This window comes from Nonomuraea sp. NPDC001699 (assembly GCF_053596455.1).
In genome coordinates, this window is record NZ_JBSFGF010000042.1 from 13,455 (window position 1) to 38,113 (window position 24,659).

Genomic DNA, 24,659 nt, shown 5'->3' on the forward strand with positions numbered 1-24,659 from the left:
CCACTTCTGACCTATGGAACTCATTATCGAATCAAGGCCAAGATCGACCCAAGAACCCAGGTATCGCTGGCGCGATACGACAAAGACGAGAACCTGCAGGTCAGGACGCAGGAGGTGATCCGGCATGGCGTGGGTCACCGTGCTGAGCCCCTCCCGGGCACAGATCGACTACCGGCTACGTGAGGGTGCCGGCTGCGATCAGGTCGGCTACCGGCTGGCTGGTGACGGCGCGGGCGGCGAGCTCGCCGGTGAGCAGGAGCCGGGGCGCGGCCTGACCTGGATCGGCGCCGGGCTGGCCCAGTTCGGGGTCGAGGGCATGATGGCGGGCGCGCCGTTGACCGCCGAGCAGCACCTGGCGGCCCGGGCGCTAATGGATGGCTGCCACCCGGACTCTGGCGAGCGGCTGGTGGAGCCGAAGAAGGCCACCGACCCGCTGTCGCAGCTGGCCGCGATGCCGTTGCTGGAGGCGCTGCAGCAGGCCGCCGGCGACGCCGGCGTCACCGTGGCGGAGCTGCTGTCGAGGGTGAAGTGGGCGGTGGCGCGGGTGGGCCGGTTGCAGCGCGGGGTGGAGCGGCAAGGGGAAGCGCATCGGATCCCGATCGGTGACGCTGAGCGGCTGGCCGGGGTGGCCGGCCTCGACCTGGAGGTGCTCTATGACGCCGACCGGTTGCAGGCCGCGCGGGCGCACCGCCACTCGCGGGTGCAGGTCGGCAACCGTGGTTATGACCTGACGTTGGACCTGCCCAAGAGCGTGTCGGTGCTGTACGGACTGGCCGACGACGATCTTGCCCGGGGGATCGAGGATGCCTTCGCCCAGGCGGTGGCCGACACGGTGGCCGCGGTGGAGGAGTGGGCTGGGTACGGCATCCGCGGGCACAAGGGCGAGGGCGCGCTCGGCGAGCGGGTCGAGGGCACCGGGTTGATGGGCTGGGTGATGTGGCACCGGTCGGCCCGGCCGGTGCGCGGGCAGGTCGGTGACCCGCACCTGCACGCGCACGTGGTGCTGGCCAACATGGTGCGCGGTGTCGACGGCAGGTGGGGCGTGTTCGGCGACGGCGGCCGGGACCTGTACCGCCATGACAAGGCGGCGGGCACGCTGGTGCAGGCCCGGCTGCGCCGGTTGCTGACCGAGCGGTACGGCATGGTGTGGAAGCGCGACGCGCACACCGGGGCGTGGGAGCTCGCCGGTGTCGGCGCTGAGCTTCGGGCGCTGTTCTCCAAGCGCGGTGACCAGGCCGCCGCGGAGCTGCTGGGTGCGATGGGCATCCAGGACGTCGCGGCGGCGAGCAGCGCGCAGCGCAAGACGGCAGGTGCCAGGACCCGCGAGGCCAAGGACAGCGTCCGTGCCCCGGCTGGGCTGGTGGACGCGCGCACATCCTGGCGGCGGCAGGCCCGCGCCGCCGGCGTCGAGGCGGCCCGGCTGACCGCCGCCTGCGTGGGTGCCGCTCCGGGGTTGCAGCAGCGGCCTTCTCCGCAGGAGATCGCGCAGTGGATCTGGCGGCCGGGCGACGGGCTGACCGGCCACACCAAGATCGTGACCCGGGCCGACGTGCTGGCCGAGGTGCTGGAGGCGTTACCCGACGGCGTGGCCGATCTGGCCGACGCCGACGCGCTGACCGACCAGGTGCTGCAGCACGGCCCCGTGATGCCACTGGGCATCCCGGCTGGCGCGGCCACGCTGACGAACGGCGAGCGCTACACCTCCCTGGATGTCACGGGTGCCGAGCAGGTGGCGCTGGAGGCAGCCCGCGCTGGGTACGGCGCCGGCCTGGCCGTGGTGGACGAGACGGCCGCCGAGCTCGCGCTGGGTGCCTTCGAGGCCGGCGCCGGCCTGGCGTTGTCCCCGTCGCAGCGGGCGGTGCTGGAGCGGCTGCTGCGCGGCGGGCACGCGGTCGAAGCGGTGATCGGCGTGGCCGGCGCCGGGAAGACGACCATCATGGCGGCCGCCCGTTCGGCGTGGGAGAGCCGCGGCCTGGTGGTCGCCGGCGCGGCCACCGCCGCGGTGGCCGCGCTGGGGCTGGCGGCCGAGTCCGGCATCGGCTCCGGCACGGTCGCCACCTGGCTGCGGCGCATCACCGGCGGGCCCGGCCTGGACGGCGTCGACGTCCTGGTGGTCGACGAGGGCGCGATCGTCGATGACCGGCAGCTGGCCGCCCTGCTGAGCGAGGCCAGACGCACGGCCACCAAGGTGGTGCTGATCGGCGACCCGGTCCAGCTGCGCGCGATCGGCGTGGGGGGCGCGTTCGCCGCGATCCACCGCCAGGTCGGCGGTGCAGTGCTGGAGGAGAACCGGCGCCAGCGTGACGACGGCGAGCGGGCCGCCCTGCGGCTGTGGCGGGCCGGGCAGCGCGAGCAGGCCCTGGACACCTGGAGGGCGGCCGGGCGGGTGCACGCCGGGCGCATGGCTGCAGACACCCTGGCCGCGATGCTGGCCGACTGGCAGCAGGCCCGCGCCGCCTACGCCGGCGACGTGCACGCCGAGCTGGCCGGTCTGGCGCTGCTGGCCGGCGGCAATGCCGACGTCGACCGGCTGAACGGCGCGGCCCGCGTGGTGCGGCGCGCCGCCGGTGAGATCACCGGCCCGGACGTGCGCTACCGGCAGGCTGGCGGCCGCACGCTCGCCCTGGCGGTGGGTGACCATGTGCGGGTCCACAAGAACGACTACCGGGCCCGGCGTGGCCAGGGCGCCGACGTGCTCAACGGCTACCGCGGCCGGGTGGTGGCCATCGACGGCGAGCGGCGGGTGCTGGTCGAATGGCGTGCCCCGCATGCTGATGGGCCGCGCCTGGAACAGCAGTGGCTCGACCGGGGGTTCGTCGCGGCCGGCGGGCTCGGGTACGGCACCGCCATGACGGTGGCCGCCACCCAGGGCGCCACCGTCGACCGGGCCCTGGTCTACGGGTATGGCCTGGACCCGCACAGCCTGTACGCGGCCATGAGCCGTGATCGCGAGGCCGTCTGCCTGTATCTGCCGCGCGAGTTGTTGGAGAGCGACGCCGACCGGGCCCGCCTCGGCGAGCCGGAGGGGCATGAGGTCGAGCTGCAGCGTGCGGTCGCCGCCTACGCCGCCACCCTGCGCGGCGACCGCGCCGATCGTCTGGTCACCACCGAACCCGAGCCGATCGCCCGCCGGTACGCAGCACATGTCCAAGATGGCGAAGGCCTGCGTCGGGCCCGCCAGGAGTTGGCCGACACCGAGCGTGAGGCGACGGTCGCCGTCCGCCGGGCCAGCACGCTGCTGGCGCTGGCCAAGAGCCCGTACGGGGTCGGTCTGCTCACCGACGGCCAGCTGGCCGCCCGCCAGCACGCGCTGGGCGAGCGCGTCACTGCGGCGGCCGCCGCAGTGCAGGCCGCAGAGCAGGATGTGCGCCACTACGCCCGTGATGGCGGGGGTCCTGCCGAGCAGGCGCTGCAGCAGAAATGGGCCCACTTGGCCGAGCAGGCGCGCCAGGTCGAGGCCGCCGAGCAGGCCGCCCGCCGGCTGCAGCAGGCCCGCCAGGACGTGGCTGGCGGCCGCGAGCAGATCCGCCGGCTGGTCCAGCGCGAGAGCCGCCTGCAGCGTGAGTTGGACGGGCTGGGTCGCCTGCGTCCCTCTCACCGGGCTCGGCGCCGGGGGCTGGAGGCCGCGCTGCTCCGACTGCGCGAGGACCTGGCCGCCGCGCGTACGCGCCTGGCCCTGGTGCTGCGGCAGAGCCCTGTGTTGGAGGCGGCCGTTGAGCAGACCGTCGCCATGGCCCCGCCGGTCACCGCCTGGCCGCTGGTTCCGCGCCGGCACCACGATCTCGAACGCGACTGGGAATCGGCCCGGCGCGGGGCACGGGCCCGCGACGTCGACGCCGCCGCCCATCGCGTCGGCCTGGCCCGCCAGGTGCACCAGGCGGGCCAGGCGGAACTGGCCGCTGTGCATGACGAACGCCGGCGTCGCGCCGACCTGCCGCCCGACCGGCGCGAGATCGAACATGCCGCTCGCGCCGAGCACGCTCAGCGCCAGTGCGAGGCGGCCGCTCGCGGCGACGGTCCGGATCGTCCTGCGCTGGGGCGGCAGAGCGAGCGTGTGCGCCCGCAGCCCTATCGGCCGCCACCGAGCCAGGGCGTCGACCGCGGGCCCGGCCTGAGCCGCTGACCGGTGACACCAATTGGTGTCACCGCCAGAAGGACCGCAGGCCGGGCGGCGTTCAGCTCATGCTGTCGGCCAGCACCTGGTCGACGCGGCCCGGCGGCACCTGGGTGGCGGCGCGATCAGCCGGGCCTGGGCCGCCGAGCGACTGGTGCCAATTGGCACCAAGGATCAGGTGGAGGGCGGATACGGTCGGCCCTGGCCAGGCCACCCTGGCCAGGCCATGATCGGATGCAAATTTTCTGTGCGTCATCGAGGGCCTGGCGGGCTCCGAACGTGACCGCCTAGTGCCGCCGTGGCGTGGCCGGGTACCTCGCGTCCCTGCTCCGGTCGCAGCTGGCATCGATGGGTTAGTTGCCCAACGGACCTGACGAACCGAGCGGCTCTTTGCACGACCGAACCCCCGGCCTATGTGGCCCGGGGGTTCCCCTTTCTAAGGTCGTTTGAGGCACGCGCGTGAAGAGCCGCCCCGAGAAGATCCCCAGGTCATCCTGCTCGAGTTGTCCAGACCTTCAGTGCGGGCCTTGTATCCCGTTTGGTGGCCGTGGTCCGATTAAGAATTCTCCACGCGCTGGCCCATTGCTGCTGCTCTTGCGCGTCGCCCCCGCATCCACGGATCAGTCCCAGCAAGTACTGCATCTTCAGAGGCGGTTTGCCGGGCTTATCGTAGATGATCTTCGCTACGGTGGCGTGAGAAAACGCACCGCGGGACTGCTCGGCGAGCTGACGAGTAGAGGGTGTACCAGCCCACCGCCAAAACTCCCGAGCGAGTTCTTCGAGCTCAGAGACGGAACTTGCGGTGAACGGATCGGGCTTGAGGTTATAGCCCGGCGCGTCCTGGATCACCGGTTCAGCAAGGCGCTCCGTTCTCCGAGCATATCGACGTTCGGCCTGAACGTTGACTGTGCCGCCGGTGTTGTGGATGACGTACATGCCGTTGCCGCCATGGTCGGCGTCCTGGCTTATGCGGATGGTGTCGGACCATGGACGATAGAGCTTCGCTCGTTCGTAGGCGGCGTGGAAGTCCGGCAGGCTCGACTCCGGTGCTCCCAGCTGGACCAGAAGGCTGTTGACCATCCGCCAGGCGGGGAGCTGAAGGCCTGAGTTGAGTGCCTGCCTCAGCACGCCGGTGCTCGTGCCAGGGGGCCACGGGTGGTGGCGCCAGTCCTGTCCCTGCGTCTGGATGTCCAGGAGAGCCTTCAGCAGCCCTTCGAACGTCGCGAGGCTTTCCGACGCCGCGATGGGCGTCATGGCGGAATGCGCGGTCGGCGGCATGGGGCTGCTCACGCGTGCCCGCTCTTGGTCTCGACCGCCCTGTGCTTGGTCGACGTGGTCAGAGTGCGGCCGTAAGACACACCCATGATGAACACGATCGCAGTCGTAACGACGGTCGGCTGTTGGGCGATCTCCATGTAGACCACACCCCCACCGGCCACCACTGTGTGGATCACCGCCATGAGCCAGGGCGGTGGGCTGATCTCCGCCTTGAAGGTAAACTTCACTACCTCTCCCCTGCGTGAAAACACAAGGGAGGGCCCGTCAGCCACTCCCTTGTGCGACTGGAACACTTCAGGGCAAACATGTCCAAGGTACGCAGAAGGGCCGGCCTCGCACAGCCGACCCGTTTGCGGAATGTCTTGCCCCGCCACACCAATAGTGGCCCTTCCCGCGCCCGGACGCAAAGTCGTAACAATTCATTTCCATTTATGGACATGTCGCATCTCGTCCGCATTGCGGGTCGAGGATGATCTCCGCTGTGCATCGCTGTCCAGGGCGGTATCAAATCTAGTAAAAACCGTAAACACCTGTCACAGGCTGTAAAAGCTACTTTCGGGTACGCGCTAAATGATTGATACTCAAGCCTGTCGCGCGACAGAGGTAACAAGATCGCGGGGCGGTGCGTGCCGACCATCCCTTGCTCGACTGGAACACGACAAGACGGCGGACGCGCAACCATTGGGGGACAAACCCGTCGCACCGGGTCCCCCGGGACGTGAGCGGAGGCTTGAGGCCTCCGCTCATTGTCATTTCAAGACCCCAGCATCTGAGCGATCGCCGGGCCGCCGGACCTCCGCCTCCTTCCACTCACGCAGGGTCAGCCAGGCGTCCACCCCGACCGCCGCCGTCCACCTGCAACGCTGAGCTGGGTGTTGGCGTCGATGCCCATGGTTGGAGGGCGGAGGGCGGTCGGCCCTGGACAGGCCATGATCGGATGCAAATTTTCTGTACGTCATCAAGGCGTCCGCTACGCGGCCGCGCCGCCCGGCGGTAGACGTGGCCGCATGAGGAGGGAGGCGCCGTGATCGTCGCCTACATCTACCCGTGTCCGGACGAGGGCATCGGCACCATGGCGTGGACAGAGATCATCGAGATATGGCGCGACGACGACTCCTGATCAACGACGGAGAGGTACGCGACCACCCGGAGGTGCCGCTGACAGTGGCCCAGCGGGACCGGGTGCTGGCACGGCTCGGCTTCGCCCGTGTTGGCCCATGGTCAGAGGAAGACGGACACGCCAACGCGCCCGTACTTGCCCGGCAGCTCCCGGAACCTCCCGGCGGGGGAAGCTGACAGGCAGCGCCCGCGATCCCCGACAGGCGGTCATCTCCCGGGCCAGGGCGCGGAGGGCTCCTGAGAGAGCGGACCATCCGGCCAGCCGGCGACCGGGTGCTGGACATCCAAGAGCCACATCGAAGGATCCTCGTAGGGGGCGGAGGCGTCGTCGGAGGTGTGGACGAGCGCGACGCTGATCTTCTCTCCCTCTGCGACGTGCGCCGCCGTGCTGAGAGCTCCGGCAAGGTCCATCACGGACTGCCACGCCGGCCAATGCCCGGCCTGTGCCGCATCGGGACCTTGCGCCGGCCTGCCGGAATCGGCTGGGGCGCTGGCAATGCTCGCTTGCTCCGGGACTGATTCGATCAAGCCTGATGGGGGTGGCCAGGGCATGCCGAGCCTGCAGGAGAGGTGATCGGCGCAGGCATCACCCAGTAAGGGGGGAAGGTGCTCGGCGAGGGAAGCGTCGCGGGCAGAGGCAGCCAGGGGCAGAGCATGCGGTTCGGCAGGCGGCGGAGCGACCATGCCCGTGACCTTCAAGACTGCTTCGGGGTGGCCGGCCTCGGCGGCGAGCTGATAGAAGCAGCGGGCGATGCTGGTCCTAGTGGCGCCGCCTGCCTCCAGGGCGCAGCCGTGCCGGTAGGCGACGTCGGCAGCCTGCGTGCGCGGGTCCGGGGCGGCCTGTAGTGCCAGCGCGGCTTCGTGCCCTGCCTCGGCGGCCCGGCTCAGCCAGTCCATGCCGTCGTGTCCCCAGTCGCGCAGCAGGGTGAACAACGCTAGGTGGAAACACGCGTCAGTGTCGCCGTCCAGGGCTTTGCGGGCCAGGCGGGAGGCGATGCGGCCGTGGGTGTCGCGGTAGCACTGGATCACCTCCTCGGCGGTCAGCTGATCGGCGGACGACATGAGGGCGGGGCCGGTCGAGGCAGGCAGGGCGGCCGAGCGGCCCTGTGATGCGCTGACCGGCCGGTCAGCGCGTCGGGCGTGGAGCAAGCGGGTCCTCCAGGCTTCCTGGTCGATAAGGCCAAGATCAAGGCTTTCTTCTTCGGCCGCCTGGTAGCAGGCGGTGACGTAGGAGAGCACCCAGCTCCACTGCGGCAGATGACGCCGCTTGCCGCTGAGGATCTCCTGGGTGGTGCTCTCGGCCAGCTCGCGCCTCTTCTTGCCGTTGGGCAGCGGGTCGCGAGACAGCCTGCGCAGTTCGGACAAGACCGGATCGCCGGCCTGTTCCCTCAGCTCGTTGAGCTGGTCGAGGAAGGCGCGATGTGCAGCGCCGTGTTGCTCGCAGGTCATCGTTCTTGATCGATTCGTGATTTGTGTGTGGGGGGGTCACGCCGCGGGGGGTCACGCCGTGAGTGGAGGGATCTACGAATCGTGACGGCAGTCATGTTGCCACCGATACGGGGCAAGCCGCGCGCCGATCACACATTCGACGTTGTTCGGGCTGGCCTGCCTTGCTGCAGGCCAGCCCACACGGCTTGTTCAGGCGTTCCTCGACGAACATCGAAGGAAGTCGAACGAGGTCGAACGACCCCGGCCAGGTCTGCCGATCTGGCCGGGGTCGTTCTGGGGCGCACCAGGTCGAGCGGACTACATCGACATCGTTCGACCTTGTTTGAACCGCTGGTGGCGGCAGTCAGAGGGCGGGCATCGTGATCGCGTCTTGCCCCCTGAACGTGAAGGGCGCTCGATGCTGTGCTCCGCTGCCCCTGATGCCGCGTCCTGCTCTTCTGCCGTCCGTTGGGCTGGTTCACCTGCCGATGGCCAGGCCGCTCGGGTGGGCTCCTGCGGGCGGCCCGGTGGCTGTCTGCGGTCCGACGATTTCACCCCCTTCACAACGTCGTGAGGAACGCCATGAACAACAACCGGGGACTCTGGGTGGCAGTGATCGTCACCGCTGGTCTCTTCGTCGCCTTCGCCGGCGGCGGTCTCGCCTGGCTGGGCGGCACCCCCGCGCCGCTGGCCGTGCTGGCCGGAGCGGCCGGATTTGCCGGCTTCGTCGGCCTTGCCTTGGCTGTCATGACGTTCCTGGCCCGCGCGCGGGACTGATCTCATGGCCGCCCCCACTCGTTCCCGTCCCGGAAGGTCCGCCCGCTGCCGGGGAGCTGCGATGAGCCCGCCTACGTTCGCCTGCCAGCAGATGCCCGGCGTCACTGTGATCTCGGTGGCTGGAAACCTGGAGGCCGTCAACGCTGACCGGCTGGACGCCTTCATCACCCGTGCGCGCTGTCGGCCGGGCGACCATGTGGTGCTCGATCTGAGCGAGGTGCCGTTCATGGCGCAGTCCGGCCTGCGCGTGCTGCTCAACGTCCGCGCCCTGACCCGGCGACACGGCGGTGACCTCCACCTGGCCGCCCTGCAGGAATCACCCGAGCGCCTGCTGGACACCGCCGGCGCCAGGCCTGTGCTGACTGTGCATAGCAGCGTGGAACAGGCCATCCTCGCGGCCCTGAATGCTGCTAATCCGCGTGACGAAAGGCTGTGACCATATGTAGGTATGGGGCTCCACCCAGGCGCCGCGATGCTCACAGTCATCAAGGAGCGCCCGGTGCGACTCGCTCCGGGCGCTTCCTGGCGGATCGGCCGGCCGGACGTGCGGCTCTTCGGCCGGTCCCGGCCGCCGCCCGCCAGGCAGCGCCCGAAGAAGCCCTGCCGCTGACCGGCTCTGGCTGACTCCAGATCGCCGTGACCACCGGGCGAGAATGGCTCAAGACCAGCATCCACGACGCGATCTTCGCCGTCGGGCTGGCCCACATGGACGAGGTGATGGTCAGGCTGAACGCTGCCGAGGCCGAGGCCGAGGACGGGGCGCCTGATCCCCAGTAGTTCGCGGACTTCGCGGACAGACCCACGAAGTCCGCGATGGCTTGGTCATCCCGTCCATGCCGGGTGGCGGCCGTTCCTAGCGGAACGGCGTCAGGCCGTAGACACCTGGTCAGAGGCTCACTCGCTAGCGAGGCATTCGCGGATCGCTTTCAGGACCCACACCCTCGCGCCAGGGCATGTTGTCGGCCGAGCGGCCTACCGTGGAAAGTCGTCCCCTTGCGCGAAGGAGAGCCGTGGCTACCCGACCTCCGCTCACCCCTCAGTCCGCCGAGATCACCACCGCCACTGTGGAGATCAAGGCATTGACCGTCAACGGCAAGCAGGTCACCCTCGCAGTCTTCCGCCAACTGTATGAGGAGCCGCTGTACGACCCCCTCTCGTGGAACGCGTTCGGGACGCCTTGGTGCCGGGTGAACTACCACCCCGACCGGTGCGACCGTGACGATGCCGCACATGAGCACGTGGTCTGGCAGAAGGGCGATGAGCTTCGCCGCGCCCGAGTGAACCGGCCATCGCGGAAGGTGGACGCGGTTCCCCGCTTCGAGAAGGGGCCCGACGACGAGATCGCGGTCTGTGTCGCCTGCGGCACCTTCAACAACGCCTGGATCACCTCCGTCGTGGGCACCACCACCTACGGCTACGCTTCCAAGTCCAAGCTGTCCAAGCCCAACACCGTGGCACCTGCGGCGTACGTCGCCGGGGAGTTCGAATCCGGGCCCCAGATCGACGCCAAGCTCTTCCTGTCGTCGGCCAAGGTGGCCGATCTCGTGAAGGGCTATGGCAGCACGCCCCACCCCGACCTCAACGGCGAGCACAGGCGCCTGCATCCCGATGCAGGCAAGTGTTCCCGCACAGCGCAGCGTCTGAGCAACCGGCTCATCTCGACCCGCACCTGGCTAGAGGGGGCTCGAGAACGCTGGGACGAGGTGCTCGAACTGCCGCAGGTCTTCATCGCCCTTTGACCTGTACGTGCACAGGGGGGTGTCGGCGCGGGCATGCAGGACGCGCAGCAGTTGCGCCAGTTCCTGCGGCGAGAAGACCGCATCCAGATCAAGAGCACCCGGCGCGAGCCACGCCGGGTGCTGCCCGGCGGATCGGCCGGCCTGGGCGTGCCGCTCTTCGGCCGGTCCCGGCCGCCGCCCGCCAGGAAGTGCCTACGATCCCCCGGCAGCCACCGGTCCTCAGCAGTCACCCCAGCAGTTCGTGGGCTTCGGTGGCCGCTGCTAGGGCTGGGCTGACGGCACGGGCAGCGGCGCGTTGGGGCAGGCGGCGGCGATAGACGTCAGCGTGTCCTTCTCTCGCTGGTCGGCGGACAGGCCCCAGTGCCGTTTGATCGCGGTCCACTCGGTGATGTAGCGGCAGCGGACGGCGTCGATGGGGAGCCAGTCGGCCGGGTCCTTATCGGCCTTGCTCCTGTTGGAGCGGGCGGTGACCGCGATCAGATGCTCGGGAGCGTCCAGGTAGTTGGCGTACGCCTCGCGCCGGGCGGCGTCCCAGCCGGAGGCGCCCGAGTCCCATGCCTCTGCCAGGGGGACGAGGTGGTCGACGTCGAGTTTGCCGGCGTCGTCGACGACGGTGTCGTCGTAGTAGCTGTACCAGGCGCCACCGGTCAGCTTGCACTGCGCGCCCACCGTGGGGGCGTCGATGGCCTCGGAGATGAGCACCTCGTAGCGGGCTGAGCATCCGTTGCCGTCGGCGTCGACCCAGTGCTTGAAGCTCGTGCGCTTGTAGCCGTCACGGCTCTCGGCCGCGATAGGCAGGTCTGCGACGGCCTGGTGCAGCAGTGGCGGCGGTGCGGCCAGTGCTCGGGACGCCGTGGCGGTGCCACCTGAGGGCGCTGCCGCGGCGGTGGCGGGGGCCGCGGTGGTGATGGCGGCGGTGATGACGAGGAATGCGCCGGCAAGGAGTGCCGCAGGCCGCGGGGGGAGATGCACGTGTACCCACCTCTGCAATTACCTAGTGTAGTGATCTAGAGCGCTAAGTAATCATGCGAGGTGAGGTGACGTCTCTGGCGTTGCAGGAACACTCATGTGCCCCCAGTGCCACCATGCGGATCGGCCGGCGGGGCGTGCGGCTCTTCGGCCGCTCCTCGGCTGCAACTCGCCATCAGCGCCCGAAGGAGAGCCCTCGCTGAACTGGGCTTTGGGTGATTCCCGCCCTGTCGCTCCGGGAGCATGAGCATGCTGACATGCGGCATGGCCTTGCCATAGGCGAGCCACCTCCACCGGAGTCGGCATGAGGAGTTGGAGCATGACACCCAAACGGCCCGCAGTCCCGCGTCTGCTCGTCAGCGACAAGACCGCCGCCACCGCCGAGAACGCACGGATCCAGATCGCCGTGACCACCGGACGGGAATGGCTCAAGACCAGCATCCACGACGCGATCTTCGCTGTCGGACTGGCTCACATGGACGAGGTGATGGCCATGCTGAACGCTGCCGAGGCGGAAGACGAGGTCTGATCTCCCAGCGGTTCGCGGACTTCGCGGACAGGCACACGCGCGCCCGCGACGACCCGGTCGAACGCGGCGTTGCCGGATGGCAGCCGGTCCCGCTGGAGCAGGGTCTAGGTCCTAGATACCTGGTCAGGGTGCATTTTTGGCTCTAGAGAAGCCTCTAGACCTAGAGGGGCGGCCTCTAGGTCTAGAGCTTCAGTCTTGGGTCGCGCTGCATGTTTCGGAGGCTTGGTCGGAGTCAGACGGTGGTGGCCAGCCAGCCGATGGTCTCGCGGGTGTGGTGTCCGTCGCTCTTGACGGCGCCGGCGAGGATCTCGTTGATGCGGATCCGGAAGCCCTGGGGGGTCACGTCCGCGATCCTGAGGCCGGGAGTCTCGGGGCCGTTGAAGGTCTGTACGAAGGGGATGACGATCACGCGTGACCCTGCGGGGAACGGGGTCGGGAATGTCACCTGGGTGAAGGTAGAGGTGTCGCCGCCGGTGGTGGCCACGGGGTGGGTGGAGTCCAGATCCAGGACGCCGGTCTGAATCATGCTCATGCAGTGGCTCCTTCTGGTGAGAGGTGCGGCAGCGGGTTTGTGCAATGTGATCAAATCCCGACGCCTGCTACTGAAAGTACTTATATAAATTCAGAGAGTGATGTCTCGCGATAGTGAGGAATGTCTGCCGCCACAGGTGCGCCCATGGCGTCGTGCAGGCATCCGCCCTTGAGGGGTTGTCCCGAAGTGGTCGCATGGAAGAGGCTCGGCGGGCCCCCGCCGTCATCGTGTTTCCGCACGGCGATCTTCCTCATCGCGGTCGGATTTGTGGAACCTCCGCCTGAACTGCGCTTTCATGCCGTCCCGTTTGACGCCCTCCGCGGCTCCGACAAATTCTGGGGCCTGCCCATAGGTCAGTTAGGTCAGTTGATCAGGCAAAACATGGCTGTGATCTGTATCACAGAAGTAGTTGACTAAAATTCCGCGTATTACCGCGTAGTACCGCACATTTCCGCATACTGCCGCCCGTGTGCGGCACACACCCGCTTGGCGCACAAGCCGGGACTCACTTCGTACGCACGGGAAAGGTCGCGCTGGCCTAGGCTGGCGATGCATTTCCAAGTTGTCGTCCGAGCGTTCCGATGCGTTCAGGTAGATCCCGCCGCCGGCGGGGGACCTACCCCCGGACCCTCGCCCTGGTGAGGGTTTGGGCATCGGGAAGGAAGCTATGGGCGGTGACAATTGGCGGCCGCGGCCGGCGGACGTGCTGGTACTCCTCATCGAGGTGTATCTGGCCTACGTCCCCTGGCTGCTGGAGCACGTCGGCAGGGCCTGGTGACAGCACACCAAGGCCCTGCCTGTGCGTCTGGTTGCTGACGCGGCCGTGACGAGGCCCCGGGATCAGGTCGAGACAGACTGGCCCGGGGCTCTCTGCTGCCAGCCCACAAGAGGCCGGCCATGAACAAGTTCATCGCGTGAACATGTTCATCCATTTAGCACTCTACCCCGCGAGCTTGGGGCCGGGCGGTGCAAGGGCCACGCGACAGGTGTAGGGGAACACTTGCACGTTGAACTGCCAATCCGCAGAGGCCGAACTGTGAGGATCTTCCCCGTTCGCGGTCGGATTTATGGAACCCGAGGATCCGGCGCGATAGCCGGGCCGTAGCGGTCCGACGTGTTCATCTAACGACCGTTTGCCGAACACGCGCCGGAAGTCCCGCCGGACGAGGGCCGCCGGGTGTCGTGTCCGGTTTGGGTGTTCATTTTGCCGTTCATTTTCGGCCGGAACCTGTTACTGTTCAGATTCTTCACGCATGACGTTTGATGAACGGAAGGCGGCCACCCCGTGGCGCTCATCGGCCTGGTCCGAGTCAGCACCGACAAGCAGAAGACCCAACGCCAGCACGACGCCCTCGACCCGATCTGCCTGAAGGTGTTCGAGGAGAAGATCAGCGGCAAGCTCGCCACCGACGACCGGCCCGCACTGCTGGAGGCGCTCTCCTACCTGCGAGACGGGGACATGCTGACCGTCCAGGAGGTCGACCGGCTCGGCCGCAATCTCCTGGAAGGGCTCATCGTCCTCAACGACCTGTTCCAGCGCGGTATCGCGGTCAAGGTGCTGGAGGGCATCGCGGCCGGCGAGCACACCGAGCGCTCCCTGATTCTCGATCTGGCCCTGGCCCTGTCGGAGGACCGGCGCCGTGACATCGTCCGCAAGACCAAGAACGGCCTGGAGGCGGCCCGCCGTCGCGGCCGGGTCGGCGGCCGACCCCCGGTGGTCGACGACGACAAACGCGCCGCCATCCTCGCCCGCCGTCAGCGCGGGGAGTCCATCCGCACCATCGCCGCCGGCGTCAACGTCTCTATCGGCGTCGTCCACAAGACCCTCGCAGGCGCCAAGGAGTCGTAGGCCGTCCCGGGGACTGCAGAAATGCCAGCTTGCGTGGGGGAAGCGGCGTGACAGCACCTAACGATCTGGGCTCTCGGGAGGGCGAATGCCGATACGTCCGGTGTAACGTGCACAGTCAGTCAAGTCAACGGATTGTAATCAGCCAACTACTAATCGTATCTTCTGGGTGTTGCTTCACAGACGGCGCCCCTTCCTCTGCCGTCTCCGCCCCCGATCGGGAGGTAGCCATGCCAAGCAATCCCACCACCCCCGCCGCCAACACCACGGGTGGCTCAACCTGGCTCCAGACTGACCCGCTCAACTTCAGCCACACCATCAACGGCGCCGACCGCGTCTACGAGCGGATCTCCGAGGTCCCGGAACTCAAGATCCCCTTCCCCGGCGTATGGGAGGTCTCCTACAACGCCCGCCCCATGCTCGCCGTGACCAGCAGCGCGAACGCACTGTTCGTCCATACGGCCATCTTCAAGAACGGCGCCGTCATCCCCGGCAGTGAGGCAGTGACCGGCATCCAGAGCCCGGCGCACGGAAGCCAGAACACCGCCGGACAGACATTCCTGCACACCTTCGCCGCAGGGGACGTCGTCACCCTCCACGGCTTCCGCATCGGACAGGCCGGCACCGCTGCCGTCGCCAGCAACTCCGACGGACGCACCGGAGTCATGGCCCACTGGGTGGCCCCCGGCTTCTAAGGCCGTTCCTGCCAGGGCCTCCCTCGTCCGGGACCGGGCAAGGGAGGCCCTGTTGTGACGTGACGCACCGGCTGGGTACTGAGCCGTTCCCGAGATCGAAGCGGAGCGGGCCCCCGACGTGACCGCCTGGGCCCGCCGGGCCGTCGCCGAGTACCTCGCGCCCGCCCCCGACCCGGTCGCGGCCGGCATCGACGGGTTCCGCCCGTAGGCCAGCCTGATCATTCCCCTCAGCGGGTCGCGGGCGAGCGGCGCCGTCCAATGGGTCTACTGGGACTCCGGCACCGCCCACCTGCTGCCCCGGCTGCCGCGCCTGCCCGACGGCAGCGCGCGCACGCACGGACCGCTGTTCTTGGCCCAGCGTTGTCCCGTCCCCGCCCGTGTCGGGGCAGGCCGGCGACGAGTCGGACGCGCCCCTATCGGCGGTGCACGTACAGGTAGACCGTGAAGAAGCCGTCCTCTTCGCACTTGTAGGTGCGGTAGATGCCGTTCTGCACACCGATCCTGCCGGTGCTGTCGCAGATGGCATAGGCGCGCTCGATGGGCCACCTGGTCCAGGAATCGATCGGACCTTCCCACCCGTCGGCGTGCGCGGCACTTCCTATGGCAAGCCCTCCGGCCACCGCGACGACGGCAGCAGCGACGGCGATGATCTTTCGCATGTCGGTTCCCCTTAACTGTCGCTCTCCAAGAGCGACGCGCTTCACCCGTTCGCTACTTAGAGTGTCATTGTCGTAACAAGTTGCCTGGAATCGCCTCTGACGGTGCCGGGCGCTCACCGCACCTTTGCCGGAATGCCGCAGACATCGCCGAAAGTGTCGACTACCTGCGCGAGCGGCCCTTGGAGCGGACGGGGCGTGCCGGTGCTCCAGGTCGAGGTCCTCGACGTTGAGGGCGAGGACCTCGGCGGCTCCGGCCGCGGCCGCGGCCAAGACCGGTCAGCACGTGCCCCGCTGAGCGGCCCCACCGGTCGGACTTCCAGAACTTCAGGGTGGCGCCCGCCTTGGGCAGCGCCAGGAGCGCCTCCCATGCCTGGCGGGTGGGGCGGCATAGAGCCCGGTCAGGCCCAGGCGCTGTACCCGATGGCGTCCCGGTAGACGGTGGCAGGACATTCGAGCACCTCGCCGCCGGGCATGTGCAGGTTGAGCCGCCCGCCGTTGGTGGGCTTGCAGTGGGTGACGAAGACCGGCCCGGGATAGCGGACGCTCTCGGGCCGGATGCAGTCCACGTCGTACAGCCCCAGCGGGTTGCGGAAGCGGATCGCGCCGACGAATCCCGGATCGGTGCACTCACCGACCATGCGGGCCGCACCGGAGTCACCCGCCCGATCGGTCCGCACACCGTCAGCGGCGGCCGGAGTCGCCAAGACACCTGTGGCTAGCGCGGCGAAAGCCGCCATGACTATGGTCGCGCGTAGGTGGGAACGCACATGAACCCCTCTCTCCATCCGCTGGCATCCAGCGGCTGAGCTTCCGGAACTATGACTGGTATCGGGGCCCGGTTGGGCGCCATGCGAGTCAGCAAAGCCATGAAGCCGAGGTGTCCAACAGTGACTCGGACAGGCTCGTCCAGGCTCGACCACCGGCCGGCCGGCAGCGGCCCCGTGGTCGACGACGACAAGCGCGCCGCGATCCTCGCCCGCCGCGAGCGCGGCGAATCCATCCGCACCATCGCCGCCGGCGTCGGCGTCTCGGTCGGCGTCGTCCACAAGACGCTCGCCGACGTCGCCAAGGAGTCGTAGGCCCCCCGCCCATTGCCCCCCACCGTCCCTACCAAGGGCCTTCTGTGCCGCCGACCCGCCGGGCACGGGAGGCCCTTTTGCGTGTGGCCCAGAGAGGTCCCCTCCCCGGCAGGAAAGGAACCCCCAGCCCCCTGCGGTGCCCACTGGAGGGGAATGAGGGCGCGAATCGATAAATGATCTTTATCTAGATCCGTTAGTTATGAGTATCGAAAATCAAGAAACAATTTATAGATACAACGAAACGAAACTAGTAGGGTGGGGACATGGCAGAGATGACCAGCGGGGACGGCCCCGCCACCAGCGACGACGCCGGGAGTGACCCCGGCAACGGGCCCGGCCGGGCCTGCGGATACAGCCGATGCGACCGGCGGATCGTCTACACGGGCTCGGGGCGGCCCCGGGAGTACTGCGGGCCGCCCGACCGGGTGTGGGAGGACGGCAAGACCTGCAAGCAGAAGGCTCAGGAGGAGCGGAAGGCCGCGCACGCCGCCGGCATCGACGGGGCGCTGGACCTGTTCGACGCGGCCGCCGCCCCGGTGCTGACCGCGACCAGCGCGCTCAGTGCGGGCCTGGCCGACGTCCAGCGCGCTCTGCAGAGCCACGGCGAGGCCCTGTCTGCCGTCCGTGACGGCGCGCTGGCCCGCGTCCGCCAGGCGGAGCAGGAGGCCGCTGACGCCCTGGCCAAGGCCGCTACCGCCGAGGGCGAGCGCGACCGCGCCGTACGGGCCGCGGCCGCCGCCGGGCGAGAGCGTGAGCAGGCCATGGAGGCCAAACGCGTCGCCGAGCGGATGGCCCGTGACGCCGACACTGAGCGCGAGCGTCAGGTGAATGCGGCCTGGACGCGGGCCGTCGAGCACGAGGCAGCGCGGTCGGCCGCCGAGAGCAAGGCCGCCGGCCAGACCGCCGCCGCCGTCCACGCCCAGCAGGAACAGCAGAAGGAGTGGGAGCGCGCCGAGCAGCTGCAGCGCAGCAACCAGGAGCTGACCAAGGCGAACCGGGAGCTCGGTAAGGACCTGGCCGTCGCCCGCACGCAGGCCGCCGGGCTGGAGGAGGCCAAGAGCGCCGCCGAGACCGCCGCCGCCCAAGCCCGTGCCGAGGTCGACCGCCTGCGCGCCGAGCTGGACCAGGTTCGCCGGCAGCATGCTGAGGAGACGGCCCGGCAGCGCGAGGACCTGGCCGCCGCCGCGCGCCGCCTGGAGGAGACGCGCGGCCAGCTGGCCGACGCGCAGTCCGCGGCCCAGGCCGCCACGGCGCGGGCGGAGGTCGCCGAGACCCGGGCCGCCGCGCTGGAGGCGGCCAGGACCACCGCGGAGGCGTCGGCCCGGGAGGCCGTCCAGCGCGCCGAGGCCGCCGACGCCCGCGCCGGCGAACTCCTGGCGCTGCTGCGCCAGCGCGACACCCCGGCCTGACCAGCCGAACGCCCCCTTGAGACGTCAGGCCGGGGAAGGGCCCCGGCCTGCAGAAGGAGAGACCGACATGAACGGAGACATCGACCGCATCGCCGTGGCGCTACTGCGCAAACTCAAGCCCGAGGCCCAGACCGAGTTCCTGGCCAGCCCCGAGTTCCGGGGACTCCCAGACGCCGACCGTAACCGGCTGTATGAGCTCGACGCCGCGCTCGCCGAGACCGAACGCCAGCAGTCCCGGCAGCGCTGACCACCCCACCCCAGGAAGGAGCACCACCATGGCACTCACCCTGATCTCGTTCGGCTACCTGCACGGCCCGCCGCCCGAGGCCGACCGCGTCGAAGATGTCCGCCGGCGCCTGCGCGACCCGGCCGCCGCCCGCAACGGCGGCATCCTCGACCTGGATGGCGCCTATTCAGGGCGTGGTTTGGGGTGCTAGCGGGGGTGCTTCCGGAAGCAGGGAAGGCCGCTGCCGGAAGCACCCGGCCCCACGTCCGTGTCTGTCCCGGACGACTTACGCCACGGCGGCCGCCGGTCGCCGGCGAGCGACCAAACATCTCCGGCCTCGCGCGCGCCCGCGCGTAAGCCGGGCCGGAAAGTCCCGAAACTCCCCTCGCGTACGCGCGCGTGGACCTGTCGGGAAAGTCCGGAAACCCCCGGTCCTGGTCGGGGAGAGCCGCGCACGGAGAGATCCCCCGGCCCCCCTCGCAGTTCAAGGGGGGCCGGGGGATCTCGGCGGTGCTGATGGTTGGATGCTGGAGGCGTCCGGGGCCGGTAGCGACGGTCCCGGACGCCCTACTTCTGGGTCAGCACCCGGGGCAGGTGCGCGTGCCGGTGGTCGACGTCGACCACCTGGCCGTGCTCGCGCAGCCGGGCGGCCAGGACCTCGACCAGGCTGGCCGCGCGGTGTTTGCCGCCGGCACATCCAATGGCGATGGAGCGCGGGCCCGCGGGCAGCATCGCGTACGCCACCAGGTTGTCGACCAGCTCGGCGGCGCCGGGCGTGCCGAGCACGATCTGCTGGACGCGTTCGTCGCGGCCGGTAGCAGGTAGCAGCCGGACGGTGGACACCCCGGAATCCTCTCGGGAGGCGCTTTGCTACCTGGGGTGCTGGTAAGAACCGAGTCACGCGCCCCAAACGAGCGGCATCGTCGCAGGTGACTGCACGTGACCAGTATCCCGACCGAGATCCACAGGCCGGTGGTGCCAGGCGTTTTCACGCCCGCTCTGGGGCACGTCATCCGCCCGCGGCGTCCTCGGCCTCCCAGCGCAGCAGGTCGCCCGGCTGGCACTTGAGTACCTCGCAGAGCGCGGCGAGCGTCGCGAAGCGCACCGCCTTAGCGGGGAGACCGCCGGGATACCGGAGAAACCTGCCAAGTGCTCGGGTAGTGCCTGGTAGAGGGCGCTAGAGATCGTTAGAGGGCCCGTGTGGCGTGGGTGCGGCGGGTGTTGGTGGGGTTCCTGGTGCCACCGGTCGGGTCGCCCCGGGCGTCTCAGCCCGGGGCGACCCGACCGGTGGCACCCCTACGGGGGCGGTGCCGACCGCGCTTGGTTATCGCCACTGGTCGCTGAGGCCGGCGTTGGGGAATGCGTTTTCTTCCATGTAGCTTCCGGCGAGCCACCCGAAGGCGCCAAGGCGGGCTTCGCCCCCAACGGAGGGTCCGGCGCTATAGGCGCCCAGTGGCCCTTGGCTGGAGTCGACAACCTGAATCTGTGCGGGGATCACCTTTCCCCCGCTGACGACGATTCGAGGCACGCCGTCCACGTATTGCAGGCTGAGCGTGCCCATGTCCTCGGGCTTGACCTCGGATGCGGGGATCAGGTTGCGGTCCGTGGGGACCGGAATCTGAACCTTCGCCGGGCCCTTCGAGTTTGGTTTCTGCTCTTCAGGCATGTGTAACTCCTCTCCCCGGTCGACCACTTGCCGACCAGCAGTGATCTTCCCCCGCGCCGATGTGTGCACACCCACTCGTTTGGAGGACTCCCTGACCAGACGACAGCTCAGAACCATGATCATTCTCTGGATATCCGTTGTTTCCTGCACCGTTGCTACCGATGTTCCTCAGACCCCTGACCCGCGACGATGCCGCGCGTTTGGGGCGTGTGACTCGGTTCTTACCAGCACCCCTACCTACGCCGGAGGCGTGCTTCCACAACAGACGGTGCGACGTTCACCGGCGGCGGCGAGGCAGCAAGTGAGCCTCCAAGGCGCAGCTGATGAGCTCGCTGCGGGAGCGGGCTCCCGTGGCGTCCACCAGGTCGTCGATGACGTTCGTGTCCGCCTCGGTGGCCTGGAAGGACCACAGACGGCGGCGGCCATCCCGCGCGGCGGCCGCCGTGGTCGACGCGCCCTGCCGGGGCGGGAACAAGCTGTCCTCGCGTTGCACCGGACCCGCGTGCCTGCGCGCGACCAGGCCGGGCAGCTCAGCGCGCAACGCGTCGATGGCCTCGACCACCAGCTGGTAGTTGTCCACGCGACGCGAGCGGCGTCGGCGGCTGGCCGCCTGAATGACGGCGGGCAGCAGGTAGACCCCGACAGGGAACGTGTCAGGTTGATCTCCCTCCGCAGGCGACTGTGAGGCAGCACCCGGCGGGATGGCCGCGTCGGAAGCAGCATCGTCCCCTTCGGAGGGGGCCTGGGCTGCGCCTGACTCGGCCTGCTGGCGAGTGAGGATTCCAGCGTCGGCCAGTCCTGCGATATCCATGTGCCCTGCCCTACCGTCCGGCGGAGGCTTCTGTCTCTCCGCTTTGGCAAGTCGCGGCGAACGCTTTTCGTTGCTGGAACACCGCACTGACGTGCCCCGGCAGAGTGTCCTTCCGCTTCTCTCCTCCCGCCTCTGGCACTCTTGATGAGCATCCGAGTACCAGAACCATGGGAAGCCACGGAGGAACAATGTCTGCTGCCCTGCAGCAAGCTGAAGAGGCCAAGGCGCACGGCGCGATCGTTGACGCTGTCATTAGCCAAAAGGGCGGTGTGGGAAAGTCCACGATCACCGTGAACCTTGCGGCCGTCGTCGGAGAGAACACCCGACCCAACCCGGAAGGCGAAGACGCTCCAGTCGTCGCGGCGGGCATCGACCCGCAGGGTTCCATGGAGAAGTGGGCCGACCGCGTCGCCGAGGAGCGCTTGCCGTTCGACTACCTCTCCACCCAGGGCAACAACGACCTCCTGCCGAAACTCAAGCAGGACCCGCTCGTACGCCGCATCATCGTGGACTGCCCCGGCTTCATGGACGTCGACCCCAACGCCACCCGCAGCAGGGATCCCCTGGGCCACGGCGCGGCAGCAGACGCCCTGCGCGCCCTCTTGGCCATCACTGACCGCGCCATCGTGCCGATGAACCCGGAGTGGCTCACCTACGACCCCACCGAATACACCATCGAGCGCGTCCTCCGCCCTCGCGGCATCCCCTTCCTGGTCGTGGTCAACCGCTGGGACGCACGCGACGGCGAGGAAGATCTACTGAAGGTGAACGCGTGGATCGATGACCACGGCTATCCCCGTGCCCCTCAGCCGATCCGCAAATACAAGATCCACACCAACGCGGCGGAGAAGGGCCTGGTCGTCACCCAGTACCAGCCCTCCGGTACGGCGCTCCGTGCCAAGGAGGACTTCTACAAGCTGGCCCTCGCCGTGGATGGGGTGAGCATCTGATGGGACGCCGTCGAGGCGAGGATCCCGTCGCCCACCAGCACGCCCCCAAGCTCGCCAGCGAGATGGCCCTGGCCCTGCCAGCCCCCTATGAGGCCCTGGGGGACAGCACCAACCTGATCGACGTCGAGCGGGACGACCTGGCAGCCTGCGAAACCGCAATCCACAACCTACGCATCGCCTACTGGGCCGCCGGCAAGGCCCTCCAGGTGATCAGGGATGCCCGCCTGTACCGCGCTGACTACCCCTCGTTCGAGGACTACTGCGAACAGCGCTGGGACATGGGGCGCAGTTACGCCAATCGACTCATCCGGGCCTGGCCCCTCGCCGAGCGTCTGGTGCCAATTGGCACCAAGGAGCCGAGCGAAGGGCAGGTTCGGGAACTGCTGCCGGTGGCTGCGCATCACGGCGACGACGCGGCCGTCACCGTGTACCAGGCGGTCATCGAGGCCGACGGCGTCCAGGTCACTGCGGCAGTCTTGAAGGGAGCGGTTGACGCTCTCCCCGATGGAGACTTTGATTCCGCCGAGGCGGTCAAGCACATCCGCGCGTACCTCGCCCAACTTGGAGCTGAGGGGAGTTCCACCACCGAGACCGATGCGGTGGAGAGCTTCGCCGCCGAGACTGGCCGGCTACGCGCCATCCTGCAACGTGTGGCCAAGCGCGACACCCTCCGCAGCGCCGCCAGAGCTCGTCCGGAGGAAGTCCGCCAGACCCTCACGGAACTACGGATGCTGCTAGACGAGATCGAACGCAGCGTGTTCCAAGAGCGCTGACAAGGCGAAGGGGGCCTCGACTGCATCGAGGTCCCCTTCGTCGTTCATTCTGAACTTGTCCAGCTCCTATGCGACAAGGCGCTGGGTGTATCCGCGTTCCACGAGCCTGCGGTAAGCCTCGCGCACGTCCTCGGGCATGGGTTGCGAAATCGCGAAGCCGCGCTCGGCATACAGCTCGATGCGCTGGGTGTCACCGACCAACATGTTTACGACGCGATTGGGATCGCCGATCGAGGCCACGTAGTCGTCGATAGTCAAGGGGAGAGAGCTGCAGATCACCTCTACCTCAGGCCAGAGCTTCCGGCATGTGGCGTAGGCCCGGCGCTGCTGGTAAGGGCGGCTGATGAGCATGATCGAGCGCGGGGTGATCCCCTGACCGGCCAGCAGTTCCCGCGTGAAGGTGAGGTTCTCGCCGGTGTTGGTTGCGGCGGGTTCGACCAGGATCGCCTCATCTGGAACGCCTAGGGAACGGGCATGCTCGCGGTAATGGACAGCCTCACCACGAGGAAAGCGCGCCTTCGTGGTTGGGGCGTTCGCGCCCGTGAACACGATCAGCGGAAAAATCGCCTGCTTCCAGAGCTGGGCCGCGTACGTGGCCACGCCTAGGTCGTGGCTCCCCAGGCCGATGCCGACGTCGACGGGCCGGAGTTGGTGGCCCATCTGGTGGTACGCCCAAAGGGTCGCCACGTCGTCGCGGATCGCTGGCGGGAGAGTCGCTGCCTCCATCTCGTGGTCGTGAGGTCGCGCGGATAGGCCCTGGTGATGAGCCCGCGCAGTTGCAGCGGCTGCCGCGAGAGGGGCAGGGAGGTCAGGTAGCGAACCGAGTTCGTCGTAGATCTCCGACATCCTGTCGTGCGCTGCCCGGACCCGGGCGGAAAGCTGGTGCAGTTCGTCTGAGAATCCAGGTCGCTGCCTGTTTCGAAGAGCGTTCTTCAGCTCTGTTTCGGCACTCGCCCATCGAGCTGTCATGTCGTTTGGGATCTTGACCATGCTCGCCTCTCAGTCCGGGATTGGGACGGTGTATGTCCAGCGGAAACGCGGCCCCACATAGAGGCCCCGGGCGTACTCGACCACGTGATCGTTGTGACGTGCCCACCTGGTGAAATCGACCACTGGCACCGAGCTAGGGAGCTCCAGAAGGGCAACTTCGTCTGGCAAGGGCATGCGTGGCCACAGCTCTTCAGTGACCTCCGTTGGCCCAAGACCTAGGTCATCAAGTACGGAGTACCCACCTCCGGCGCCTGCAGTGCCGACTGTGCTGGTCTCGATGGCTGTGTTCGCCACCTCGCTCACGCGATACCAGCTTTTGAGTGACTGCGTTGGGCGGCCTTCTGCGTCGCGCACAAGCCGGCCACGCTCGATGACTTCCGTTCCGACTGGAACAGAGAGTGCGGCCCCAACCTCAGGGCTTGCGGCTACGCGGCGGACGGACGGTGTTTGGTCCGTACGCTGCCATGCCTGCCCACTAGCCTCTCGGTCAGCAGCAAAGGCGGGTACTCCGCGGGCTCGTCGAGATCGCGAATACCGTTCGGAGCCGAGCCAACGCATCGGCGCCTTGTAGACGACCACGGTGCCGGCCCTTCGCCTGACCTCGACGAGTCCTTCGTCCGCCAGCTGGCGGTATGCCTCCAGCACTGTCTTGCGATCAGCGGCGAACTCGGCGGCCACGTCGATGGCTCGCGGTAGCTGAGATCCGGTCGCGTATTGGCCCCCCCAAATGGCTTGGCGGTAGAACGCGGCGATCTCCTCCGGTGTGACCCGCATGTCCCCTCCTTCCTTTGCCAACATCATAAAGGTCCGCAGCGCGGACCTATTGACAGGAGGGGAGTGCCCCGCCAAACTCGCGAATAGGTCCTTTGAACGGACCTAAGACTCTGAGGCCCCTGCCGAACCCGGTAGATGTCCGATTTCAGGGATCTCTAAGGGAAACGCAAGGAGCCCCCAGCGATTGCAGCGCTGAGGGCCCGAGGGCCGTGATCCACCCCGCTACGAGCAAGCAGCAGAAGAGGAGGCACGACCCGTGATTGCAGAGCCTACCGAGAGGCCGCAGCTTCGGGAAC

The 24,659-nt window shown here is 68.4% G+C and carries 27 protein-coding genes; 14 read left to right on the forward strand and 13 right to left on the reverse strand.

The window, feature by feature from the left end:
• Nucleotides 1-124 precede the first annotated feature (124 nt).
• Nucleotides 125-4,123, forward strand: a complete 3,999-nt coding sequence (gene mobF, locus ACWCSU_RS50380) for a MobF family relaxase (RefSeq protein WP_449944246.1) — start codon at nucleotides 125-127, stop codon at nucleotides 4,121-4,123.
• 480 nt (nucleotides 4,124-4,603) lie between these two features.
• On the opposite strand, the gene ACWCSU_RS50385 is transcribed toward mobF, so the two are convergent.
• The 3 genes from ACWCSU_RS50385 to ACWCSU_RS50395 form a co-directional block, all read right to left on the reverse strand.
• Nucleotides 4,604-5,404, reverse strand: coding sequence for a hypothetical protein (locus ACWCSU_RS50385; protein WP_449944249.1), 801 nt, complete (start codon nucleotides 5,402-5,404; stop codon nucleotides 4,604-4,606).
• Nucleotides 5,401-5,619, reverse strand: a complete 219-nt coding sequence (locus ACWCSU_RS50390) for a hypothetical protein (RefSeq protein WP_449944251.1) — start codon at nucleotides 5,617-5,619, stop codon at nucleotides 5,401-5,403. The genes ACWCSU_RS50385 and ACWCSU_RS50390 overlap by 4 nt, the downstream gene beginning before the upstream one ends.
• Before the next feature lie 1,099 nt (nucleotides 5,620-6,718).
• Nucleotides 6,719-7,960, reverse strand: coding sequence for a hypothetical protein (locus ACWCSU_RS50395; RefSeq protein ID WP_449944255.1), 1,242 nt, complete (start codon nucleotides 7,958-7,960; stop codon nucleotides 6,719-6,721).
• Between the two features lie 561 nt (nucleotides 7,961-8,521).
• On the opposite strand from ACWCSU_RS50395, the gene ACWCSU_RS50400 reads away from it, so the two are divergent.
• From ACWCSU_RS50400 to ACWCSU_RS50415, 4 genes are all read left to right on the forward strand, one after another.
• Nucleotides 8,522-8,716: a hypothetical protein gene (locus ACWCSU_RS50400; protein ID WP_449944258.1), complete on the forward strand. Its 195-nt coding sequence runs from the start codon at nucleotides 8,522-8,524 to the stop codon at nucleotides 8,714-8,716.
• Between the two features lie 61 nt (nucleotides 8,717-8,777).
• On the forward strand, nucleotides 8,778-9,152 hold the full coding sequence (locus tag ACWCSU_RS50405; RefSeq protein ID WP_449944259.1) for an STAS domain-containing protein: 375 nt from the start codon (nucleotides 8,778-8,780) through the stop codon (nucleotides 9,150-9,152).
• A gap of 200 nt (nucleotides 9,153-9,352) precedes the next feature.
• Complete coding sequence (locus ACWCSU_RS50410; RefSeq protein ID WP_449944262.1) at nucleotides 9,353-9,493, forward strand: hypothetical protein; 141 nt, start codon at nucleotides 9,353-9,355, stop codon at nucleotides 9,491-9,493.
• A gap of 287 nt (nucleotides 9,494-9,780) precedes the next feature.
• Nucleotides 9,781-10,455 (forward strand): hypothetical protein, encoded by a 675-nt coding sequence (locus ACWCSU_RS50415; protein ID WP_449944264.1) that lies wholly within the window; start codon nucleotides 9,781-9,783, stop codon nucleotides 10,453-10,455.
• Nucleotides 10,456-10,716: 261 nt separating this feature from the next.
• On the opposite strand, the gene ACWCSU_RS50420 is transcribed toward ACWCSU_RS50415, so the two are convergent.
• Entirely contained in the window at nucleotides 10,717-11,427 is a 711-nt protein-coding gene (locus tag ACWCSU_RS50420) for an HNH endonuclease family protein (protein WP_449944267.1), read from the reverse strand.
• A 316-nt stretch (nucleotides 11,428-11,743) separates the two neighbouring features.
• Between ACWCSU_RS50420 and ACWCSU_RS50425 the strand changes: the two genes are divergently transcribed.
• Nucleotides 11,744-11,953: a hypothetical protein gene (locus ACWCSU_RS50425; protein ID WP_449944270.1), complete on the forward strand. Its 210-nt coding sequence runs from the start codon at nucleotides 11,744-11,746 to the stop codon at nucleotides 11,951-11,953.
• A 232-nt stretch (nucleotides 11,954-12,185) separates the two neighbouring features.
• Here ACWCSU_RS50425 and ACWCSU_RS50430 read toward each other — a convergent pair whose 3' ends face one another.
• Nucleotides 12,186-12,485, reverse strand: a complete 300-nt coding sequence (locus tag ACWCSU_RS50430) for a hypothetical protein (RefSeq protein ID WP_449944272.1) — start codon at nucleotides 12,483-12,485, stop codon at nucleotides 12,186-12,188.
• A 1,285-nt stretch (nucleotides 12,486-13,770) separates the two neighbouring features.
• Here ACWCSU_RS50430 and ACWCSU_RS50435 point away from each other — a divergent pair.
• Complete coding sequence (locus tag ACWCSU_RS50435; RefSeq protein ID WP_449944275.1) at nucleotides 13,771-14,334, forward strand: recombinase family protein; 564 nt, start codon at nucleotides 13,771-13,773, stop codon at nucleotides 14,332-14,334.
• Nucleotides 14,335-14,561: 227 nt separating this feature from the next.
• The gene (locus tag ACWCSU_RS50440; protein ID WP_449944278.1) at nucleotides 14,562-15,026 is read left to right on the forward strand and encodes a hypothetical protein; all 465 of its coding nucleotides are present in this window, start codon (nucleotides 14,562-14,564) and stop codon (nucleotides 15,024-15,026) included.
• 413 nt (nucleotides 15,027-15,439) lie between these two features.
• Here the strand turns inward: ACWCSU_RS50440 and ACWCSU_RS50445 are convergent, their stop codons facing one another.
• A complete protein-coding gene (locus ACWCSU_RS50445) occupies nucleotides 15,440-15,685 on the reverse strand; it encodes a hypothetical protein (protein WP_449944280.1) in 246 nt (81 codons plus the stop codon).
• A 398-nt stretch (nucleotides 15,686-16,083) separates the two neighbouring features.
• The gene (locus tag ACWCSU_RS50450) at nucleotides 16,084-16,362 is read right to left on the reverse strand and encodes a hypothetical protein (RefSeq protein WP_357706138.1); all 279 of its coding nucleotides are present in this window, start codon (nucleotides 16,360-16,362) and stop codon (nucleotides 16,084-16,086) included.
• A gap of 210 nt (nucleotides 16,363-16,572) precedes the next feature.
• Between ACWCSU_RS50450 and ACWCSU_RS50455 the strand changes: the two genes are divergently transcribed.
• From ACWCSU_RS50455 to ACWCSU_RS50470, 4 genes are all read left to right on the forward strand, one after another.
• Complete coding sequence (locus tag ACWCSU_RS50455; RefSeq protein WP_449944283.1) at nucleotides 16,573-16,764, forward strand: helix-turn-helix domain-containing protein; 192 nt, start codon at nucleotides 16,573-16,575, stop codon at nucleotides 16,762-16,764.
• A 263-nt stretch (nucleotides 16,765-17,027) separates the two neighbouring features.
• Complete coding sequence (locus ACWCSU_RS50460; RefSeq protein ID WP_449944286.1) at nucleotides 17,028-18,173, forward strand: hypothetical protein; 1,146 nt, start codon at nucleotides 17,028-17,030, stop codon at nucleotides 18,171-18,173.
• 67 nt (nucleotides 18,174-18,240) lie between these two features.
• Nucleotides 18,241-18,420, forward strand: coding sequence for a hypothetical protein (locus ACWCSU_RS50465; protein ID WP_449944288.1), 180 nt, complete (start codon nucleotides 18,241-18,243; stop codon nucleotides 18,418-18,420).
• Nucleotides 18,421-18,448: 28 nt separating this feature from the next.
• Nucleotides 18,449-18,610, forward strand: a complete 162-nt coding sequence (locus tag ACWCSU_RS50470; RefSeq protein WP_449944291.1) for a hypothetical protein — start codon at nucleotides 18,449-18,451, stop codon at nucleotides 18,608-18,610.
• Between the two features lie 356 nt (nucleotides 18,611-18,966).
• Here ACWCSU_RS50470 and ACWCSU_RS50475 read toward each other — a convergent pair whose 3' ends face one another.
• From ACWCSU_RS50475 to ACWCSU_RS50490, 4 genes are all read right to left on the reverse strand, one after another.
• Nucleotides 18,967-19,242 carry a RapZ C-terminal domain-containing protein gene (locus ACWCSU_RS50475; RefSeq protein WP_449944294.1) on the reverse strand — a complete coding sequence of 92 codons (276 nt, stop codon included), beginning with the start codon at nucleotides 19,240-19,242 and terminating at the stop codon, nucleotides 18,967-18,969.
• Nucleotides 19,243-19,408: 166 nt separating this feature from the next.
• On the reverse strand, nucleotides 19,409-19,504 hold the full coding sequence (locus ACWCSU_RS50480; RefSeq protein ID WP_231510086.1) for a helix-turn-helix domain-containing protein: 96 nt from the start codon (nucleotides 19,502-19,504) through the stop codon (nucleotides 19,409-19,411).
• A gap of 219 nt (nucleotides 19,505-19,723) precedes the next feature.
• A complete protein-coding gene (locus ACWCSU_RS50485; protein ID WP_449926575.1) occupies nucleotides 19,724-20,065 on the reverse strand; it encodes a hypothetical protein in 342 nt (113 codons plus the stop codon).
• A gap of 277 nt (nucleotides 20,066-20,342) precedes the next feature.
• A complete protein-coding gene (locus ACWCSU_RS50490; RefSeq protein ID WP_449944299.1) occupies nucleotides 20,343-20,645 on the reverse strand; it encodes a hypothetical protein in 303 nt (100 codons plus the stop codon).
• 419 nt (nucleotides 20,646-21,064) lie between these two features.
• Between ACWCSU_RS50490 and ACWCSU_RS50495 the strand changes: the two genes are divergently transcribed.
• Together ACWCSU_RS50495 and ACWCSU_RS50500 are read left to right on the forward strand one after the other, a co-directional pair.
• Nucleotides 21,065-21,826, forward strand: coding sequence for a ParA family protein (locus tag ACWCSU_RS50495; RefSeq protein WP_449944302.1), 762 nt, complete (start codon nucleotides 21,065-21,067; stop codon nucleotides 21,824-21,826).
• Nucleotides 21,826-22,599, forward strand: a complete 774-nt coding sequence (locus ACWCSU_RS50500) for a hypothetical protein (protein WP_449944305.1) — start codon at nucleotides 21,826-21,828, stop codon at nucleotides 22,597-22,599. The genes ACWCSU_RS50495 and ACWCSU_RS50500 overlap by 1 nt, the downstream gene beginning before the upstream one ends.
• A 66-nt stretch (nucleotides 22,600-22,665) precedes the next feature.
• On the opposite strand, the gene ACWCSU_RS50505 is transcribed toward ACWCSU_RS50500, so the two are convergent.
• Complete coding sequence (locus ACWCSU_RS50505) at nucleotides 22,666-23,325, reverse strand: YdcF family protein (protein WP_449944308.1); 660 nt, start codon at nucleotides 23,323-23,325, stop codon at nucleotides 22,666-22,668.
• A gap of 273 nt (nucleotides 23,326-23,598) precedes the next feature.
• Nucleotides 23,599-24,390, reverse strand: a complete 792-nt coding sequence (locus ACWCSU_RS50510) for a GntR family transcriptional regulator (protein ID WP_449944311.1) — start codon at nucleotides 24,388-24,390, stop codon at nucleotides 23,599-23,601.
• Between the last annotated feature and the right edge of the window lie 269 nt (nucleotides 24,391-24,659).

Excerpts from the sequence above, each read along its gene's own strand:
- ACWCSU_RS50505 (WP_449944308.1), bottom strand. The coding sequence starts at position 23,325 with ATGGAGGCAGCGACTCTCCCGCCAGCGATCCGCGACGACGTGGCGACC.
- ACWCSU_RS50400 (WP_449944258.1), top strand. The coding sequence starts at position 8,522 with ATGAACAACAACCGGGGACTCTGGGTGGCAGTGATCGTCACCGCTGGT.
- ACWCSU_RS50395 (WP_449944255.1), bottom strand. The coding sequence starts at position 7,960 with ATGACCTGCGAGCAACACGGCGCTGCACATCGCGCCTTCCTCGACCAG.
- ACWCSU_RS50405 (WP_449944259.1), top strand. The coding sequence starts at position 8,778 with ATGAGCCCGCCTACGTTCGCCTGCCAGCAGATGCCCGGCGTCACTGTG.
- ACWCSU_RS50445 (WP_449944280.1), bottom strand. The coding sequence starts at position 15,685 with ATGCGAAAGATCATCGCCGTCGCTGCTGCCGTCGTCGCGGTGGCCGGA.
- ACWCSU_RS50425 (WP_449944270.1), top strand. The coding sequence starts at position 11,744 with ATGACACCCAAACGGCCCGCAGTCCCGCGTCTGCTCGTCAGCGACAAG.
- ACWCSU_RS50485 (WP_449926575.1), bottom strand. The coding sequence starts at position 20,065 with ATGCCTGAAGAGCAGAAACCAAACTCGAAGGGCCCGGCGAAGGTTCAG.
- ACWCSU_RS50465 (WP_449944288.1), top strand. The coding sequence starts at position 18,241 with ATGAACGGAGACATCGACCGCATCGCCGTGGCGCTACTGCGCAAACTC.
- ACWCSU_RS50430 (WP_449944272.1), bottom strand. The coding sequence starts at position 12,485 with ATGAGCATGATTCAGACCGGCGTCCTGGATCTGGACTCCACCCACCCC.
- mobF (WP_449944246.1), top strand. The coding sequence starts at position 125 with ATGGCGTGGGTCACCGTGCTGAGCCCCTCCCGGGCACAGATCGACTAC.
- ACWCSU_RS50500 (WP_449944305.1), top strand. The coding sequence starts at position 21,826 with ATGGGACGCCGTCGAGGCGAGGATCCCGTCGCCCACCAGCACGCCCCC.
- ACWCSU_RS50440 (WP_449944278.1), top strand. The coding sequence starts at position 14,562 with ATGCCAAGCAATCCCACCACCCCCGCCGCCAACACCACGGGTGGCTCA.
- ACWCSU_RS50510 (WP_449944311.1), bottom strand. The coding sequence starts at position 24,390 with ATGATGTTGGCAAAGGAAGGAGGGGACATGCGGGTCACACCGGAGGAG.
- ACWCSU_RS50495 (WP_449944302.1), top strand. The coding sequence starts at position 21,065 with ATGTCTGCTGCCCTGCAGCAAGCTGAAGAGGCCAAGGCGCACGGCGCG.
- ACWCSU_RS50470 (WP_449944291.1), top strand. The coding sequence starts at position 18,449 with ATGGCACTCACCCTGATCTCGTTCGGCTACCTGCACGGCCCGCCGCCC.
- ACWCSU_RS50460 (WP_449944286.1), top strand. The coding sequence starts at position 17,028 with ATGGCAGAGATGACCAGCGGGGACGGCCCCGCCACCAGCGACGACGCC.